Source organism: Brevibacillus sp. AG (assembly GCF_028369215.1).
GTDB lineage: Bacteria > Bacillota > Bacilli > Brevibacillales > Brevibacillaceae > Brevibacillus > Brevibacillus porteri.
Window position 1 is genome coordinate 15,470 of record NZ_JAQMYO010000016.1, and the last position, 16,400, is coordinate 31,869.

Genomic DNA, 16,400 nt, shown 5'->3' on the forward strand with positions numbered 1-16,400 from the left:
AAATCTTCTGATTCTACTAATTACCACAGAATTCAATCCATTTCCTCTATCTGCCTCTTTTCCTTTTCTCGACAGGACAGGTCTTTTCTCGATACGCCGCCAGTTGAAACATGGCGGAAACGGTTGAGAAGGTATATTTCTGTTCACTTAACACCTCAATGACATAGGGCAAGGCATCCACACTCCCCTTTAGCGTGTCCTTTGTACCGCCAGCGGAATGTTGAAGCACGACTGCTCCTGGGGTGACATGTCCCAAGATGTTTCTCGCTACCTGCGGGCCGGTGAGACCTTTCCAATCCCAACTGTCTATATCCCACAAAATCATTTCGTAGTCGCTCGCTGCAAGCAGCTGGATGACCTCCTCATTCACTGCTCCATATGGCGGCCGAACTATCCGAGGTCTCACACCTACTACCTTTTCGATCTGATCCGAGGTACGTTCTACCTGCTCCTGAACAGCCAAGAGAGGTATTTTCGTAAAGTCAGGGTGATCCCAGCTATGATTTCCTACAATATGACCTTCCCTTACGATCCGCTCCAGTATTTTCGGGTAGTACTTCACCATTTGTCCCACACAGAAGAAAGTTGCCTTTACCTGATAGTGGGCTAATATATCTAACACACGAGGCGTCCACAACTGATCTGGTCCATCATCAAAAGTGAGTGCGATTTCCTTTGACTTATTGAGCTTGTTCACAAGCGTTACCTCCTTATAAGCCAGTATTCTGCTGCATTGATGCATAGTATGACTGGGCTCTCATTTGGTAACGCTAAAAAAGCTGTATGGATATGCAACGTATAAAAAAATTTTTTAACAATGGTTAATGAATATAGTATAATGATGATAATGATTTTCATTTTCGTAAAAATTCCTACTAGAGAGATTGTTGGATATACATGGAGGGTTAATCACGGCAAAGCATGCTCGAAAGGGAGGATTATATGGAAAAAGTTTTAGAAGTAAAAGATTTGCATGTGTCATTCGATACGTATGCAGGTGAAGTCAAAGCAGTACGAGGCGTCTCCTTTGATCTGGAAAAAGGAGAAACGCTGGCAATTGTTGGTGAATCCGGTTCCGGTAAATCCGTCACCTCACAAGCACTTATGCGCCTCATTCCTTCTCCTCCTGGACGCATTCCAAAAGGACAAGTTCTCTTTGAAGGAAGAGATTTGGTTACGCTTTCCGAAAAAGAAATGCAGGATGTTCGCGGTCGCGATATCTCAATGATCTTCCAAGACCCGATGACTTCCTTGAATCCGACGATGACTATCGGTAACCAAATCATGGAGAGCTTCATCAAGCACCAAAAGCTGAACCGTGCAGATGCGCGCAGCCGTGCTATTGAACTGTTGGAAATGGTAGGGATTCCATTTGCCAAGGAACGTGTCGATCAATACCCGCACCAGTTTTCCGGTGGGATGCGCCAACGGATTGTCATTGCCATCGCACTGGCCTGCAATCCAAAAATTATCATCGCCGATGAGCCGACAACTGCTCTGGACGTATCGATTCAAGCGCAGATTTTGGAGTTGCTGAAGGAACTGCAAAAGAAGATGGGTACTTCGATCATCTTTATTACGCATGATCTCGGTGTAGTTGCTAACATGGCAGACCGTGTAGCGGTTATGTATGCAGGTAAAATTGTGGAAATCGGTAAAGTCGATGAAATTTTCTACGATCCTAAGCACCCGTATACCTGGGGTCTATTAGGTTCCATGCCTAGCCTCGATGCCAGCGACGACGAACTGATGTCCATTCCTGGATCGCCGCCTGACATGTTCAAGCCACCTGTAGGTGATGCCTTCGCGGCTCGTAACCCATTTGCGTTGAAGGTCGATCTGGAATATGAACCACCGATGTTCAAAATCTCCGACACGCACTATGCGGCAACATGGCTCCTGCATGAAATGGCACCTGACATCAAACCGCCTGCTTCGGCTGTGAGACGAAAAGTCAATTCTGATGATGCGACTGAGGCTCCAGTGAGCACCAAAAAAACGATCAACTACGAGAACCGTGAGAAGCTGGTTGAAGTCAAAGATTTGAAACAGCATTTTGACCTCGGGAATGGTCATACGCTGAAAGCTGTAGATGGTATCACCTTTGACATCTACAAAGGGGAAATTTTCGGTCTTGTGGGTGAATCCGGTTGCGGTAAATCCACCACAGGACGAACCATCCTTCGCCTGTACGATGCAACTGGCGGAGAGGTCTTGTTCAATGGGAACAGTGTACACGAAAAGAAAACACTTGAAGAAAAGAAATGGCTCAACCGCAAAATCCAAATGATCTTCCAAGACCCGTACTCGTCGTTGAATCCACGTCTGACTGTATCCGACATTATTGCAGAAGGTCTGGACATTCATCGTCTGGCGACCAAGGAAGCACGCATCGCCAAGGTACACGAGCTGTTGGAAACCGTTGGCCTCAACCGCGAGCACGCAAACCGTTACCCGCATGAGTTCAGCGGCGGACAGCGCCAACGGATCGGGATTGCACGGGCATTGGCTGTTAATCCGGAATTCATCATTGCCGATGAACCGATCTCTGCCCTCGACGTGTCCATTCAGGCGCAGGTCATTAACCTGCTCAAGCGCCTGCAAAAAGAAAAAGGCCTGACTTATCTGTTCATCGCCCATGACCTGTCCATGGTTAAATACATCAGTGACCGCATTGGTGTGATGTACCGCGGACGTATTGTGGAGCTGGCAGAAAGTAATCGCCTGTACGAGAATCCGATTCATCCGTACACCAAATCGTTGCTCTCGGCAATTCCATTGCCAGACCCTGATTATGAGCGTAACCGTAAGCGCATCGTTTTCGATGACCAGGAATATTTGCGAGATCAAGGGGAAGAACGCGTCTTGCGTGAAATTGAGCGCGGTCACTTTGTTGCTTGCACCCAGAAAGAATTCGAAAGATACGGCGGCGGCGTCTTGGTGTAAACCATAAACCATATACACACAAAAAAAGGGAGAGAGCCTCGACAGCTCATCTCCCTTTTTTATTTAGTCCTTCATTCGCAAGAGTCTCATGCTGTTTAAGATGACCAGCAATGCGGCTCCCGTGTCACTGAGCACCGCCAGCCACAAGGTTAGATAGCCAGGGAATATCAGCACGAGTGCGACCAGCTTTACGATGATCGAAAACCAGATGTTTTGCTTGATAATCGCGAGTGCTTTTCTGCTGACCTTCATCGTGTGCGGCAGCTTTTCTAGATTGTCAGCCATCAGTACGATATCCGCGGTCTCCATTGCCGTATCGGTGCCAGCTCCACCCATGGCAATCCCCAAGTCAGCTGATGCGAGAGCAGGCGCATCGTTGATCCCGTCACCCACCATGGCGACGACCTTGCCTTCTTGTTGGAGTTTCTTAACCGCCTCTACCTTATCTTGCGGCAACAACTCTGCAAAATAACGATTTACACCCGTCTGACTCGCTACCTTTTTCGCCGTACCAGCATTGTCACCAGTCAGCATCACGATGTCTTCAATACCTGCCGCTTTGAGTTTGCCAATGGCACTAACCGTAATCTCACGAATGGTGTCGGCAACGGCAATCATCCCGATCAATTTCGTTGCGGTACCGATAACCACCAGCGTATGTCCCTCACTCTGCAACGACTCGATTTGCGTTTGCCATGCCGACAAATCGACTCCCAGCTCTTGAAACAAGGCGGGCTTCCCTGCATAAAATGTCTCGGCTCCGATGACAGCGCTCGCCCCTTTTCCGACGATCGCCTTGAAATCTTGCCCACTCTGGGAAGCGACCTGCTTTTGTTTCGCATAGGTGAGAATCGCTTGTGCGATCGGATGGGAAGAACGCTCTTCAATTGTTCTGGCGATCGACACTACTTCGTCTGCGCTTCCCTCCATCTCGATAACCGCTGCAACCTGTGGTTTCCCTTCCGTCAATGTGCCCGTTTTATCGAAGGCAATGGCGTTAATCGCTCCTGCCTTTTCCAAAAACGTACCGCCCTTGATCAGGACGCCGTTTCTCGCGGCATTTCCAATCGCAGACACAATCGCAACTGGCGTGGAAATGACCAGTGCGCACGGGCAAGCAACAACCAGCAGCTCAAGTCCTCTGTAAAACCATTCTCCCCAGGTACCGAGTCCGAATAATGGCGGGAATACGATCACGAACAAAGCAAGCACGAGCACGATTGGCGTGTAGATCGCAGCGAATTTGTCGACGAACGCCTGAGTAGGCGCTTTTTTCTCCTGCGCTTCCTCCACGAGATGAATGATTCTGGCAATCGCCGTATCCTCCACCAGCTTTGTTATCTTGATCTCCACCGCGCCGCTTTCGTTGACACTCCCTGCAAAAACGCTGTCACCGACCAGCTTATCTACGGGAATCGATTCACCTGTAATCGGGGCCTGATTGACGCTCGATGTCCCGTGTACAATCACCCCATCCAGCGGGATTTTCTCTCCCGGCTTCACTACGATGACTTGGTCGACAGCGATGTCCTCAACAGGCTTGCGGGTAAGAGACTCCCCTACCTTGACCCACGCTTCAGGCGGAGCCAAATCCATCAAATTGCGTATGGAGTCGCGTGTTTTTTCAATCGACTTGGTTTGCAGCAAGTTTCCGATGGAAAAGAGCCAGACGACCGTCGCGCCCTCCAGCCACTCACCGATTAATGCTGCTCCAATAGCCGCAACAGACATCAATACGTTCATATCCAGTGAACCACTTTTGATCGCGTAAAAAGCACTGCGCGCAGGTCGGTAGCCGCCACTTATGATCGACAACGCATAGAGCACAGTAACGACCAGTGGAGATACGCTTGGTGAAAGGGAGGCTAGAAAACCGAGAGCCAATAACACACCGGAAATTGTCGTCAGTACCGTCCCTGCTTGATCCGTTTTCGGTACTGCTTTGGCGGTACGTCTCGTAAGCAGCATGGCACTGTATCCAGCCTTCGCGACTTCCTTCACCACCACATCGGCTCCTAGTCCATCCGCGACGAGCTGCATTTTACCCGTGGAAAAGTTCACGTTTACCTCTTTTACGGTTGGCAACGTCTGCATATGCTTTTCCAGAGATTTGGCGCACGAACTGCAATCCATACCTGTAACGCGATAGACAACAGCCTGTGAAGAAAGAATTCCTGCGGTTTCTGTTGCCGCAGCCGCAGGCTCGAGAACCGTGAGAATTTTACCAGCATGCGTATGCTCACTGCCGCACTGATGCCCACTGCAACACTCTTCTTTTTTTCGTTCTTCTGCCATCTGTTCTCACCTTTTTCCAAGCATCTATTTTGCCCAGCTTCGAATGAAATCAATCCACAAACATTCAAACAAATATTTAATTATTATATTATCGTATCCTTCTGGTTCGTTCAAGAATTGATTTGAATATTTCGCCCATTTTTTTACAGATCGAGAATAAAAAAAGACCCCTATTACTAGGAGTCGTGCTACTTGGTACGAGCTTCTACAGGTGTTGGGGTGGTCTGCCAACGCTCCCCACAGTCCAGACATTTGCACTTGATTACTTTACGCTTTTCTAAGGCAAGACGAACGGCAAACAGAATAAATGCCCCTGACAGTCCGAGGAACAAAAAGATGACAGGAGTCCCTTTCACGGAAATGCCGATCAAGGCAAGCACTGCCAAAACCGCTACATAAATGGTTATGTATAATGGCTTATTGATCGACTCCGTGAAATCGATCTTTGCAGACCGGCACTTCGGGCACTTTGGTTGCGCACTCATGGTATTCTCTCCCCATTTCTTGGATCATGTTCATCTTACACGAAAACGAAGAGGGACACTACACTGCCATGAAAATGTCGTTTTTCCTTTTCACTTTCTCCGCAAATGTCTATAATAGTAGGACATTGTAGAGCATGAGGTGATGGTTACAGTGGATGACATCTGTGAAATCCAATGTTTTGATGAGGAAAAAGTAAATCGGTTAAAGCCGTTCGCCACAGAATCAGAAGGGGTAGCAAAAATCTTCAAGGCGTTGGCCGATGACACCCGCGCCAAAATCATTCACATCCTCTCGATGGAAGACGAGCTCTGTGTCTGTGATGTGGCTGCTATCATCGGAAGCTCGATCGCTAACACCTCCCACCATCTGCGGCTACTTCGCAACATGGGACTAGCCAAGTACCGCAAAGAAGGTAAACTCGTTTTTTACTCGTTGGATGATGACCATGTACGCCATCTCATATCTGCGGGGATTGAACACGCCAAAGAACAGAAAACCATTGTCCGAGCTACCTGATTGCTCGGGCTTTTTTGTTATAGGTCTAAGATGGCTTTTTTAAGAAATAGTCAGGAGGTGTGTTCGTACATGATAAACAAGGATGCGGTAATCCATTGTTTACAGGGTATCCATAACCGAAAGTTCGTCGATCATTTTCATATTCAAGAAGACCGGCAGCCACGTTGGGAGGCTTCAGCCTATCTCTTGTCTCTCGAAAAAACAGAAGTCCCTCATCCGGTGGATGCTTTTCTACTTTTAATGGAGCGTCTCGAATACTGGGGTGAAGAATGGGCTTGGGAAGAGATAAACGTCAAAAATAGCAACAGACAGCTCGTACTTAGTCGGGTCATTGATCCCCTCATAAGGTTTGGGGTATTCATGAAAATAGACGTAAAAAATACGCTTGGCAAACTAGAAGAACTAGGTATTGAAATTGATTTTGGCTCCATTGTGACAGCTGGGTCCACTAACACGCTGATTTATGATGAGTGGAATGATTTTCTTTTATTCGGTGGTAACGCAAACCATTATTATGTCATTCAATGGTACACAACCGCTTGATCAGTATTTTAAACATTTGATTAACCATGAGGGGTTCCCTCGTTTTTCCGGGTAAATCCTTATAAAATCAGCCTTTTACGGATGGCTCGGTTTCTGTATGAAGACGCTTGTTGACCGCCTCTATTCCCACAAATATAAGGAAGTAACATATCGCAGCAAACACAAAAACCGTTGCCTGCGGATAAAACAAGGCAGCTTGCAGATCAATACTCATTAGCCATTGAAAAAACACAGGCACATAGCCGATGACCGCATACCCGCCGAAACGCACAGCGTTTTTATTCCACCCGATCAAGTGTGATCGACTCACTAGCCAGTCCACGAATACCGACAGCCATACGAAGACAACTAGATTCAATGCCATGCTGAAGAGCACACCCAGCAAATACTCTTGTCCGAACCCATACGGGGCGCTTGGATCACGATAGATGTAGATGATCAACGCAGCATACAGACCCGTAATAAAAGGGGATATGACTGCGGCGAGTACACGCCTGCCGATATTCATGGAAATCACTCCCTTGCTTCGCTTCGTTATGAATCGTTTGTCGTTCACGCAGTAGGATGCTCACCCGTCGGTAGGCTGACCGTGACCGTTGTCCCTTCGCCTATACGGCTTTGAATGTGAATGCTGCCTTTTGCGACCTGCAAAATTTTTTGCACGATAGAAAGACCGAGACCGCTTCCCGTCGCTTCCCGATTGCGTGACTTGTCTCCTTTGTAAAAACGATCAAAGACATGCTCCTGCTCTTCTTCGGACATGCCGATCCCCGTATCCCGAATGGTCACGCCGATTCGCGTATCCTTTTGTATCGCAATGGATATAGAGCCAGCTATTGGGGTGAATTTGATACTATTGGCAAGCAGGTTCATCCATACTTGATTGAGTAGCTGCTTGTCACCCACGATGAAAGTCTCCGGTAAAGTGAGCTCCATCACGAGCTTTTTTTGTTGCCACTGATGCTCCAAAATTAAGAGGACTTGCCTGATCTGCTCATCCAGTCGGAAACGTGTCGGTTCGTACAGACCTGTCTCTTTGTCCAGGGAAGCGAGCGTCAACAGCTGCTTGCTCAAGGAAGACAGCCGCCTGCTCTCCTCTTCGATGATAGTCAAGTACGTCTCCCGCTGTTCGCTTGTCACACCGCCGCTGCGGATAGCTTGAGAAAAGCCTTGGATCGATGTCAATGGAGACTGGATTTCATGTGAGACATTGGAGACAAACTCTTGGCGCATCTCGTCTAGTTGTTTGAGTGACTCTGTCATCCTGGCAAAATGCATAGCCAAATCGCCGATTTCGTCCCGGCGAGAGATGTCCAGGTGGATGTCGTACTGCCCTTCTGCCAGCCTTTTGGTCGCATGACTCAGTTTCTCGATCGGCTTCACCAAATAACGGGTAAATATCAAAATCAGGATCAGGCTAAGTACAAACATCGCTGCCAGCAGCAAGGCAAACATAATATGCACTTCGCCAAACTGCTGTTCAATATTTGGTCGTACAAACAGGGCGTATTTTTTCCCTTCTGCTGTAAGCGGCAAGCCAATGCTGTTTGTCAGCGTGTTTTCAAAAAATCCGGTCACAAACCAGCTGTGCTGTTCTTCTGTAATCCCTCTGTAAGTCTCACCCGCCAACACTCTTTGAACGATGGCAGGCTCTATCTGCTGATCGCGAAAAGGTGCTCCGAATTGGCTTACTGCGCCATTCTCATCCACGAGATGTAGCTGAAAATTCAAATTGGCGACATGAGTCATGAAGGCGGGCAGGTCGAGTGTGGATTTATGCTCATACAAATCGATGATTTGCTGTCCGATGCTCGTGATTTTTTGTTCATTATAAGCACGCAAATTGCGTTGATAGTACTCATTTGCCAATAAAAATCCAAGTGTGCCGCTGATCAGTACAATTGCGACGAAGGTAAGAACTAACCGGACGTAGAGAGATTTCACTGGCCTCGTACCTCCAGCTTGTAGCCTAAGCCGCGAACGGTAGAAATGACAAAGTCATTTGTTTTCTCCGTAAATTTCTCTCGCAGCCGCTTAATATGCACATCGATGGTCCGACTATCGCTCTCAGTATCGCCGCCCCATACGAACTCCAACAGTTGATCTCGGGTAAAGATCCGTTCAGGAAAACTGGCAAGCTGGGCAAGCAGTTCAAATTCCTTTAACGGTAAATGAATCAACTCTTCTTTCACCTTCACAACATGGCTGATCCGATCGATGACGGTATCGTTTATGACGATGATTTGTTTGCTGACCATCTGATAACGCCGCAGCAAGGCCTTGATGCGGTACAGCAATTCGGTAGGCTCAAATGGCTTGGTCAAATAATCATCCGTCCCCGCCAAAAAGCCTTTTTCCTTATCGCGCACCTCGCCCTTTGCCGTTAGCATGATGACAGGGAGGTCGTAAAATTCCCGTATCTCCCGGCACAGCTCCCAGCCGTTTTTGCCTGGCATCATCACATCCACGATGGCGAGCTGGACTGATTCCTGTTCCAACAGCTGCGAAGCCTCATCTCCATCCACACAAGCCAAGACGTGGTATCCCTCTTTTGCTAAATAAAATCGCAATAGCTCACGTACATGTGGATCGTCATCTGCAATCAGAATCGTCAGTTTCATCAAGCTGGCCCCCTTGTTACTCCGCCCTCTGGTTTTCCTGCTTCATTATTTTGAATGATACTCACTTGTCTACCATCCTGCAAATCGTCAATGGCTTGCACCTACGTGGATCAATAGTAAAGAAGCAATATGAACAAGAGATGAATGAATACTGCTGGTTCTTGAAGACTTTTACACATCTGATTAAATCTGCGGGAAGCATGCTCTTTTCCCGGAAAAACAACTGTTTGCGCACACAAAAAAGCGGCAGACACCAGGGTCGCCGCTCTTGTTACTCATCGATTACTTGCGAAACATCTCTGTAAACCACGCGGCCGAAGCCTCTACTTCCTTCACCGTCAGCTGATGACCATGCGAATCCCAATGCACAGTCACGTCAGCACCTGCTTCTGTCAGTAGTCGGTTCAGCTCCTCCGTCTCTTGTGCCGTACAAATCGGATCATTCGTACCGGCTCCGATAAACACCGGAATGGCTGACATATCAGGCAGAGCTATCCCACGGCGTGGAACCATTGGATGATAAAGAATCGCCCCTTTTAGCGGATTCGGGTAATGGAACAAGAGACTACCTGCGATATTCGCCCCGTTCGAATAGCCGACTGCCACGATATTGTCTCGCTCGATCTGATACGTAACCGCCGCCTGATCCAAAAAATCATGCAGCTCCTGCGTGCGGTAGACCAAATCCTCTTCGTCAAAAACACCCTCAGCTAAGCGTCGGAAAAATCGTGGCATGCCGTTTTCGAGAACATTCCCACGGACACTCAGAACAGAAGCGCCTGGATAAATGCGATTGGCCAGTGGCAAGAGGTCGTTTTCATCTCCACCTGTTCCATGTAGCAGCAACAATGTTGGTGCTTCTGAATCGGTTCCTTTTCGAAAAATGTGCTTCAAATTCATGATTTATCTTCCTCCAACACTCTGACTGTAATCGGTGGCAAGCCTTGCTCAATCTGGGCGCGATGTGACTCATACCACTCGGGGAGCATCAGTTTTTCGCCCAATGTATCAAATGGCTCATCTCGTTCAAAGCCCGGAGGATCGGTCGCAATCTCAAACAAAATCTCGCCCGGCTCGCGGAAGTAAATGGCGTTAAAGTATTGACGGTCAATAATATCTGTTGGATGAAGACCGGACTCGGCCGCGCGCTGCTGCCATTGCTGGTGATCCTGATCGTCTATAGCACGCCATGCGATGTGATGAATCGTTCCTGCGCCACCTTCTCCTCTTGGTATCGGCTCGGCATTCACGTCAATAACATTGCCCAAATCACCGTGAGCCTGGAAACGGACAAGGCCGTTTTCTTCGCCAACTCTGGTTAGTCCCATCAGTCTCTCGAGAACATCCATGGTGTGGGCTGGAGCCATACTGTACAAGATCGCTCCGCCGAAGCCTTTGATCGCCTTGTCAGCCGGCACTCCGCCAAAGGACCATTTGCTCGCTGGGCCTCCTTCACGTTCCACAATCTCCAGCTGCAAGCCGTCTCTGTCCGTAAATTGCAGATACGTTTCGTTAAAACGCTCCACGCGACGGTACTCGATTCCGAATTTTTTCAGTCGATCCTCCCAGAAGGAAAACGCCCCTACCGGAATCAAGAAAGTCGTATAGCCCACCTGTCCACCGCCCACGCGTCCGCGGCGACCAGATTCCCACGGGAAAAAGGTGATCGCTGTACCTGGACTGCCGACCTCATTCCCGAAGTACAGATGATACACATCTGGCGCATCGAAGTTAATCGTTTTTTTCACCATGCGCAATCCGAGAAACCCTGCATAAAAATCAACGTTATTTTGGGCGCTTGTGACAAAAGCTGTGATATGGTGAATCCCTGCTGTTTGCTGTGTCATTTTGAATAGCCTCCTCTAATTATGATTTACTTGCTTGGAATGTGTTGTAGCTCACAAACTCTCCAACGGGCTTGCGGTACCCTCTCACACGCTGGCTGGATGTATCTTCTTTTCCAATCGTGATCATCAAAGCTGGCACAAAGCTGTCCGGAACCTTTGCTATCTCTTGAACGGCTGCTGGGTCGAATCCGATCATCGGGCAAGTATCCCAGCCTTTATCCTTTGCAGCGAGCATGAACAGCATTGCGGACAAATTGGCATTGCGGATCGCTTCATCGCGCTTGAACTGCTCTCCTCCAGACTCGTGCATCGCTCTGACAGAGGAATTATTGTGATCGTACTCGCGTTGATCCATGATCCCTAAATGAAGGAGACCTTCATTGATGCGCTCTACACTTTGGTACGCTTCCTTGTCTCCAAATACAAGCACAACTGCCGAAGCGGTCTTTACCTTATATTGTCTATATGCCGCTTCGTATACACGCTCTTTTGCTTCTGGATCGGTGACAACTACATAGTGGGCATGCTGCAAATTGAATGCAGATGGCGCGAACTTGACCAGCGACATGATTTCATCGATCTCAGCAGGTGTTATCGTTACATCCGTTAGAAACTTGTTCGCGGATCTTCTGTTTTTTACAAGAGTAGTGAATTCACTCATGGGACTTCCTCCTCGATTTTTTTCATTCATTTTTTAATATCTTAAATTAAAGATAATGATGTTTAAAAAAGCACCTTCTTGGGGAAGTAGGATGACAATGTTACAAAAATTAATATCTTGAATTTAAGATAATTATAGGACTAAAATTTTCCCTTGTCAACACCCCAAGGCCAGAAGAATGAAATCTCTTCCAGCCCCACACACTTTTATCAGGTTTCGTACCAGTAAAGAGCATACTCGGTCATGACAGAAGGATACCCCATTTGGCGCAGCATCGCCGTTATGTTTCCACGATGATACGTTCCGTGATTGACCACTTGCATGATGATTTCTGCCAAGCTCGTATCGCGTACTCTCGTGTACGGATTGTCGAGGACAATGTGGCGATCCAAATCTTCTTCTTGGCTGAGAAACACTCTGTATTGCTCGACCAGCTCGGCATACATCTGCTCTACTTCCTCCAAGCTTTTTCCCGTTAATTCCTGTTCCTTCTTCCATGCCTCATTCAATGCCGCTCGCATGTCCATGCCCTGCAAAATGTGAAGCCAGCCTTGGTCCACCATATAAATATGCTCCACCACTTTTGCTACTGTCGGGAAAACGCTTTGGACCTCCTGCTCGTAAACACCTTCCGGAAGTTCCTTCAAGCGATTGATTAACGTTTGATTCGCCCACGTGTGAAAGTCGTACATGTTTTTGGCATAGTGCGTCATGATAAAGCCCCCTCTTTGGTTCGTCGATAGCTCTATCATAGACCGGCTTCCCTGACAAATATGGTCAGTGATGCTTCCTGCTCCAGCCAATATCTCATTTTTTCTAATGAAAACAGTTGTTCCATGTGGTGGACTCCTGGAGGAAACGCTTCTTCATACAGCGATTTTGCTACGGCAGCCGCCACCATTGCGGTCATGTTGGACTGATCGCGCCCAAAAAGCAGACACTCTACTGTCGCCTCGTTAGTTCCCCGTTTTCCCCGTGCCTCTACCTTGATGGCAAACCGATCATCCCCCATTTTCCAACGTCCAAACGCTTCCATCACGGCTTCCCGTACTTTTGGTTGATGGAGTAATCGGCAAATTCCAATACTCCGAAGGGCCGCCACCACTCTCGTCATCCCATCCAGATCAAAACAAAGTCGGGTAGATACTGTAGGGATACACAAGGTGCGTACCAATGTCTGTTGATCAGAAAACGGAAATCGATACGCGCGCTTTTTCCCCAGCTCCGGTCCAAAATCAACGAGCTTGCCCTCTGTCATGCTCTCTACGGTTACACGCTGATGATTGTTGATCACCTCGTAGCTCGTGCACAAGTTATCGACAGTCCATTCAATCGCGGCCCTCCCATGTCGATCACCGAGACCAAGCATAATGTATATATCCAGCTCACTCACCTGGTCCAGCAAGCGATGAGCTTCCCCCGCGAGCAGGTTGGTCAGACCTGGCGCCAGTCCTACACTGAGCACGGCGGTTCCCACATTCTTCGTTTCAGTTTGGCTCCCCCATTGTTCGATTTGCGTCAAAAAATGGCCATTCGCTGAAATATCGAGATAATGCGTTCCATTCCGCACACACCCTTCTACAAAAGCCGTATTCGTCTGATCCAGACACATGACCACCAACTTTACTTTTTCCAGCATGCTTTGGTCTAACGGCTTGTGAATATCGAGCTCAAGCGGCAGCACCTTCCCATCTGCTTCTCGGCAAAATGCTTCCGCCTTCTCCAAGCTGCGTCCGGCAGCATACACCCGTCCCGGATACGCGTTACCCAAATTCTTGCAAATCGTTGCCCCTACATGACCGTACCCTCCGACTACCACAATTCGATCCTTGCTCATGCCTTCTCCACCTCTGTGCCTCTCTTTTTCTGCCGCTCCAGACGTCCCGCATACCACCAGACCAACAAACCGCTCAGCCAAATCAGGCCACCTGCTTCAAAAACCGCACGATACGCATCGATCATCGGCTGCACTGCTTGATTCGATTCGCCATTCATCATGCCCAGTCCCAACGCTGCGCCGACCACCATCCCTGCATTGCGTGTCAAGGCGATCATGCCTCCGATCGCACCCGCATGCTCCAACGGGACGTGGCGCATGATGTAGCTGTTGTTGGGCGAAGCAATCAGCCCCATACCTGCCCCCACCAAAGCCAGTAACGCGATGATTTCCACCGTTGATAATACCTCTAGCCAGATCGCCAATACGGTCATCCCTGCCCCCATCGCACCAAGACCTGCAAAAATGAGTGGCCGTGCCCGATAGCGGTCCGAAGCCCAGCCACTAAAAGGACCCGTCAGCGCCAGCATCAGTGGGTAAGCAGTCATCATATACCCTGCCGTCAAGGGGGAAACATGCGCTTGATCAAGTAAGTAAAACGGCATGACAACCAGAACGAGATTCGCGAGCACAAACGAAGTAAAGCTAATGAACAATCCACTGGACACAGCTGATAGGCGAAAGACCGCCACGGGCAAAAACGGCACGGACTGTCGCCGCTCCCACCAGACAAACGCCCCTGCCAAGACGAGTACACCCCCAAAAAGAATGAGCATCCCTTGTGAATCCCAGCCCCACCCGTTTCCATTGGAGATCGCCATAATGACTGAGCTGACCAGTAGCATGAACAGACCTGCCCCAACGAGATCTAGTGAACGGGCCTTCTTCGCCTGCTCATGAGAAGGAATGTAACGAAAAGCCAGCCCCGTAGCCAAGATCGCGACAGGAACATGAATGAGGAACAACCACTCCCAGCTCAACCACGACGCGATCATCCCACCTGCAATCGGTCCGGTCATGCCACCAAGGGCAACAGCTGTGCTCATGATCCCCATTGCCCTTCCCCGCATTTCTTTTGGGAGCAACATCGCAATGAGCGCGATATTGGTAGCCTGGAACATAGCCGCTCCGACGGCTTGCACGATTCGAAGCATCAACAGCATCGTAATCGTCGTCGAAAATGCCACCAAGACAGAGCTTACCGTGAACAGCAGGAAGCCGTAATTGTGCAGCACACGATGCCCGTATCGATCTCCCAGCTTGCCCATGAAAGGAAGAAGAGACGCAATGACAAGCAAATAACCCGTTGTAATCCATTGTGCGATCGCCAGCTCCGTCTGGAAAATGGATGTGAACTGAGGGAGCGAGACATTGACAATCCCCGCCGTAAAATGAGACAAGAATGCACCCAGACAAATCGCGATCATCATGAAAAAGCGCTGCCGCTGGCTCATATGGTCTTTCCAACTCCTCGCGTATCTTGTAAATTTAGACTAAGAATTATTCTCAATTATAAAGAGGAACGAGGAAAGCACCATCCCACAAAGATGGGATTTTCCTTTGCCACTAGACGTACAGGAGAATACAGATGAGCACAAATCGGGAAGCGAGCAAACGAAAAGTGATGGCACTAGCTGAACGCTTTTCTCACTCTTCACAAGACTATCGGACAGCGCTCTTGCAGCTATTGCGGGAGTTCGTCCCTTTTGACGGGGCCTGCTGTACCGCCGTTGATCCGCAAACACTTTTATCCACCGGAGCCATTACGGAAGACGGGGTGGAAGCCATTCATCATGGCATTTTTGAGCATGAATACTTGCGCGAGGACTTCAATCGATATGATCATCTGTGCAAAGCGGCTGAGCCTGTCGCTACGTTGAGTCAAGCGACCGATGGCCAGCTTGCACGCAGTGACCGCTATCGCAATGTTCTGCTCCCCGCCGGTTTTCATGATGAGATGCGTGCTGCCCTCAAGTACGACGGTGCATGCTGGGGCTATTTAACGTTGTTTCGTTCGCAGGGACGTCCCTTTTTTTCTGAGCAGGAGCGTGAATGTATGTTGGCTTTGGCGCCGCTGATTGCGTATCAGTTGCGAAAGACGAGTCTGTCCTTACCCGCTGAGGAAAATACATGGATGGAAGAAGAGATAGGAATATTGATGCTGTCGGATCAGTTCACCTTACTCGCTGCCAATCCCACAGCGGAAAAATGGCTGACCTTGCTGCGCCAATGGGAGTCAATTGATCGCGATACCTTGCCCCGACCAGTGAGAGCGGTTTGTTCGCGGGCACTCTCCCAGCTGACAGAATCAGGTCACAAGACATCCATGGCAAAAGTCTGCATTCGCATGCCAGATGGCCCTTACATGACGATTCAGGCAAGCCCGATGAACACCCAAAGCAGCACGGTGCACCTGGCTGCATTGTTCGGTCCCGCAAAACCTGCTGACATGCTGCCGCTCATCGCCGAAGCATACGGATTGTCTGTACGGGAAAAGCAAATACTCGACCAGATTGTCCGCGGCGCTTCCACGAAGGAGCTCGCACGCACACTGCACATCTCCGCTTATACGGTTCAGGATCATTTGAAGTCCATCTTCGTAAAAACTGGGGTATCCAGCAGACGAGAGCTGATCTGGCAATTGTTTACCCGATTTGGCGTACAGGCGAACCAGTGAAACCCTAGCGAAAAGCCCCCTTCTTACAGCA

The 16,400-nt window shown here is 48.9% G+C and carries 16 protein-coding genes; 4 read left to right on the top strand and 12 right to left on the bottom strand.

Translation table 11 applies throughout. The features are described 5' to 3' along the window. Nucleotides 1-46: 46 nt before the first annotated feature. Nucleotides 47-697, bottom strand: a complete 651-nt coding sequence (locus POF51_RS28630; RefSeq protein ID WP_244521845.1) for a polysaccharide deacetylase family protein — start codon at nt 695-697, stop codon at nt 47-49. A 245-nt stretch (nt 698-942) separates the two neighbouring features. On the opposite strand from POF51_RS28630, the gene POF51_RS28635 reads away from it, so the two are divergent. Continuing rightward, complete coding sequence (locus tag POF51_RS28635) at nt 943-2,946, top strand: ABC transporter ATP-binding protein (protein WP_334312684.1); 2,004 nt, start codon at nt 943-945, stop codon at nt 2,944-2,946. A 63-nt stretch (nt 2,947-3,009) separates the two neighbouring features. On the opposite strand, the gene POF51_RS28640 is transcribed toward POF51_RS28635, so the two are convergent. Together POF51_RS28640 and POF51_RS28645 are read right to left on the bottom strand one after the other, a co-directional pair. Next, nucleotides 3,010-5,241 carry a heavy metal translocating P-type ATPase gene (locus POF51_RS28640; protein ID WP_271756549.1) on the bottom strand — a complete coding sequence of 744 codons (2,232 nt, stop codon included), beginning with the start codon at nt 5,239-5,241 and terminating at the stop codon, nt 3,010-3,012. A 188-nt stretch (nt 5,242-5,429) separates the two neighbouring features. Continuing rightward, entirely contained in the window at nt 5,430-5,726 is a 297-nt protein-coding gene (locus POF51_RS28645) for a hypothetical protein (protein WP_069852677.1), read from the bottom strand. Between the two features lie 142 nt (nt 5,727-5,868). Here POF51_RS28645 and POF51_RS28650 point away from each other — a divergent pair, with 142 nt between their 5' ends. Both POF51_RS28650 and POF51_RS28655 read left to right on the top strand, forming a co-directional pair. Further along, the gene (locus POF51_RS28650; protein ID WP_035290894.1) at nt 5,869-6,243 is read left to right on the top strand and encodes an ArsR/SmtB family transcription factor; all 375 of its coding nucleotides are present in this window, start codon (nt 5,869-5,871) and stop codon (nt 6,241-6,243) included. Between the two features lie 69 nt (nt 6,244-6,312). Beyond that, nucleotides 6,313-6,786 carry a hypothetical protein gene (locus POF51_RS28655; protein WP_069852679.1) on the top strand — a complete coding sequence of 158 codons (474 nt, stop codon included), beginning with the start codon at nt 6,313-6,315 and terminating at the stop codon, nt 6,784-6,786. 67 nt (nt 6,787-6,853) lie between these two features. On the opposite strand, the gene POF51_RS28660 is transcribed toward POF51_RS28655, so the two are convergent. From POF51_RS28660 to POF51_RS28700, 9 genes are all read right to left on the bottom strand, one after another. Further along, the gene (locus POF51_RS28660) at nt 6,854-7,294 is read right to left on the bottom strand and encodes a hypothetical protein (RefSeq protein WP_069852682.1); all 441 of its coding nucleotides are present in this window, start codon (nt 7,292-7,294) and stop codon (nt 6,854-6,856) included. 44 nt (nt 7,295-7,338) lie between these two features. Continuing rightward, nucleotides 7,339-8,730: a sensor histidine kinase gene (locus POF51_RS28665; RefSeq protein ID WP_069852684.1), complete on the bottom strand. Its 1,392-nt coding sequence runs from the start codon at nt 8,728-8,730 to the stop codon at nt 7,339-7,341. Next, on the bottom strand, nt 8,727-9,407 hold the full coding sequence (locus POF51_RS28670; protein WP_069852686.1) for a response regulator transcription factor: 681 nt from the start codon (nt 9,405-9,407) through the stop codon (nt 8,727-8,729). Before POF51_RS28670 ends, POF51_RS28665 begins: the two co-directional genes overlap by 4 nt. Nucleotides 9,408-9,689: 282 nt before the next feature. Next, nucleotides 9,690-10,307, bottom strand: coding sequence for an alpha/beta hydrolase (locus tag POF51_RS28675; protein ID WP_271756550.1), 618 nt, complete (start codon nt 10,305-10,307; stop codon nt 9,690-9,692). Beyond that, nucleotides 10,304-11,254, bottom strand: a complete 951-nt coding sequence (locus POF51_RS28680; protein WP_069852691.1) for a ring-cleaving dioxygenase — start codon at nt 11,252-11,254, stop codon at nt 10,304-10,306. The genes POF51_RS28675 and POF51_RS28680 overlap by 4 nt, the downstream gene beginning before the upstream one ends. A 19-nt stretch (nt 11,255-11,273) precedes the next feature. Continuing rightward, nucleotides 11,274-11,915, bottom strand: coding sequence for a nitroreductase family protein (locus POF51_RS28685; protein WP_271756551.1), 642 nt, complete (start codon nt 11,913-11,915; stop codon nt 11,274-11,276). A 209-nt stretch (nt 11,916-12,124) separates the two neighbouring features. Continuing rightward, nucleotides 12,125-12,628, bottom strand: coding sequence for a DinB family protein (locus POF51_RS28690; protein WP_069852695.1), 504 nt, complete (start codon nt 12,626-12,628; stop codon nt 12,125-12,127). A 35-nt stretch (nt 12,629-12,663) separates the two neighbouring features. After that, nucleotides 12,664-13,752: a saccharopine dehydrogenase family protein gene (locus tag POF51_RS28695; protein WP_069852698.1), complete on the bottom strand. Its 1,089-nt coding sequence runs from the start codon at nt 13,750-13,752 to the stop codon at nt 12,664-12,666. Then, complete coding sequence (locus POF51_RS28700; protein WP_069852700.1) at nt 13,749-15,146, bottom strand: MFS transporter; 1,398 nt, start codon at nt 15,144-15,146, stop codon at nt 13,749-13,751. The genes POF51_RS28695 and POF51_RS28700 overlap by 4 nt, the downstream gene beginning before the upstream one ends. A gap of 134 nt (nt 15,147-15,280) precedes the next feature. On the opposite strand from POF51_RS28700, the gene POF51_RS28705 reads away from it, so the two are divergent. Beyond that, a complete protein-coding gene (locus POF51_RS28705) occupies nt 15,281-16,369 on the top strand; it encodes a response regulator transcription factor (RefSeq protein ID WP_069852702.1) in 1,089 nt (362 codons plus the stop codon). Nucleotides 16,370-16,400 lie beyond the last annotated feature (31 nt).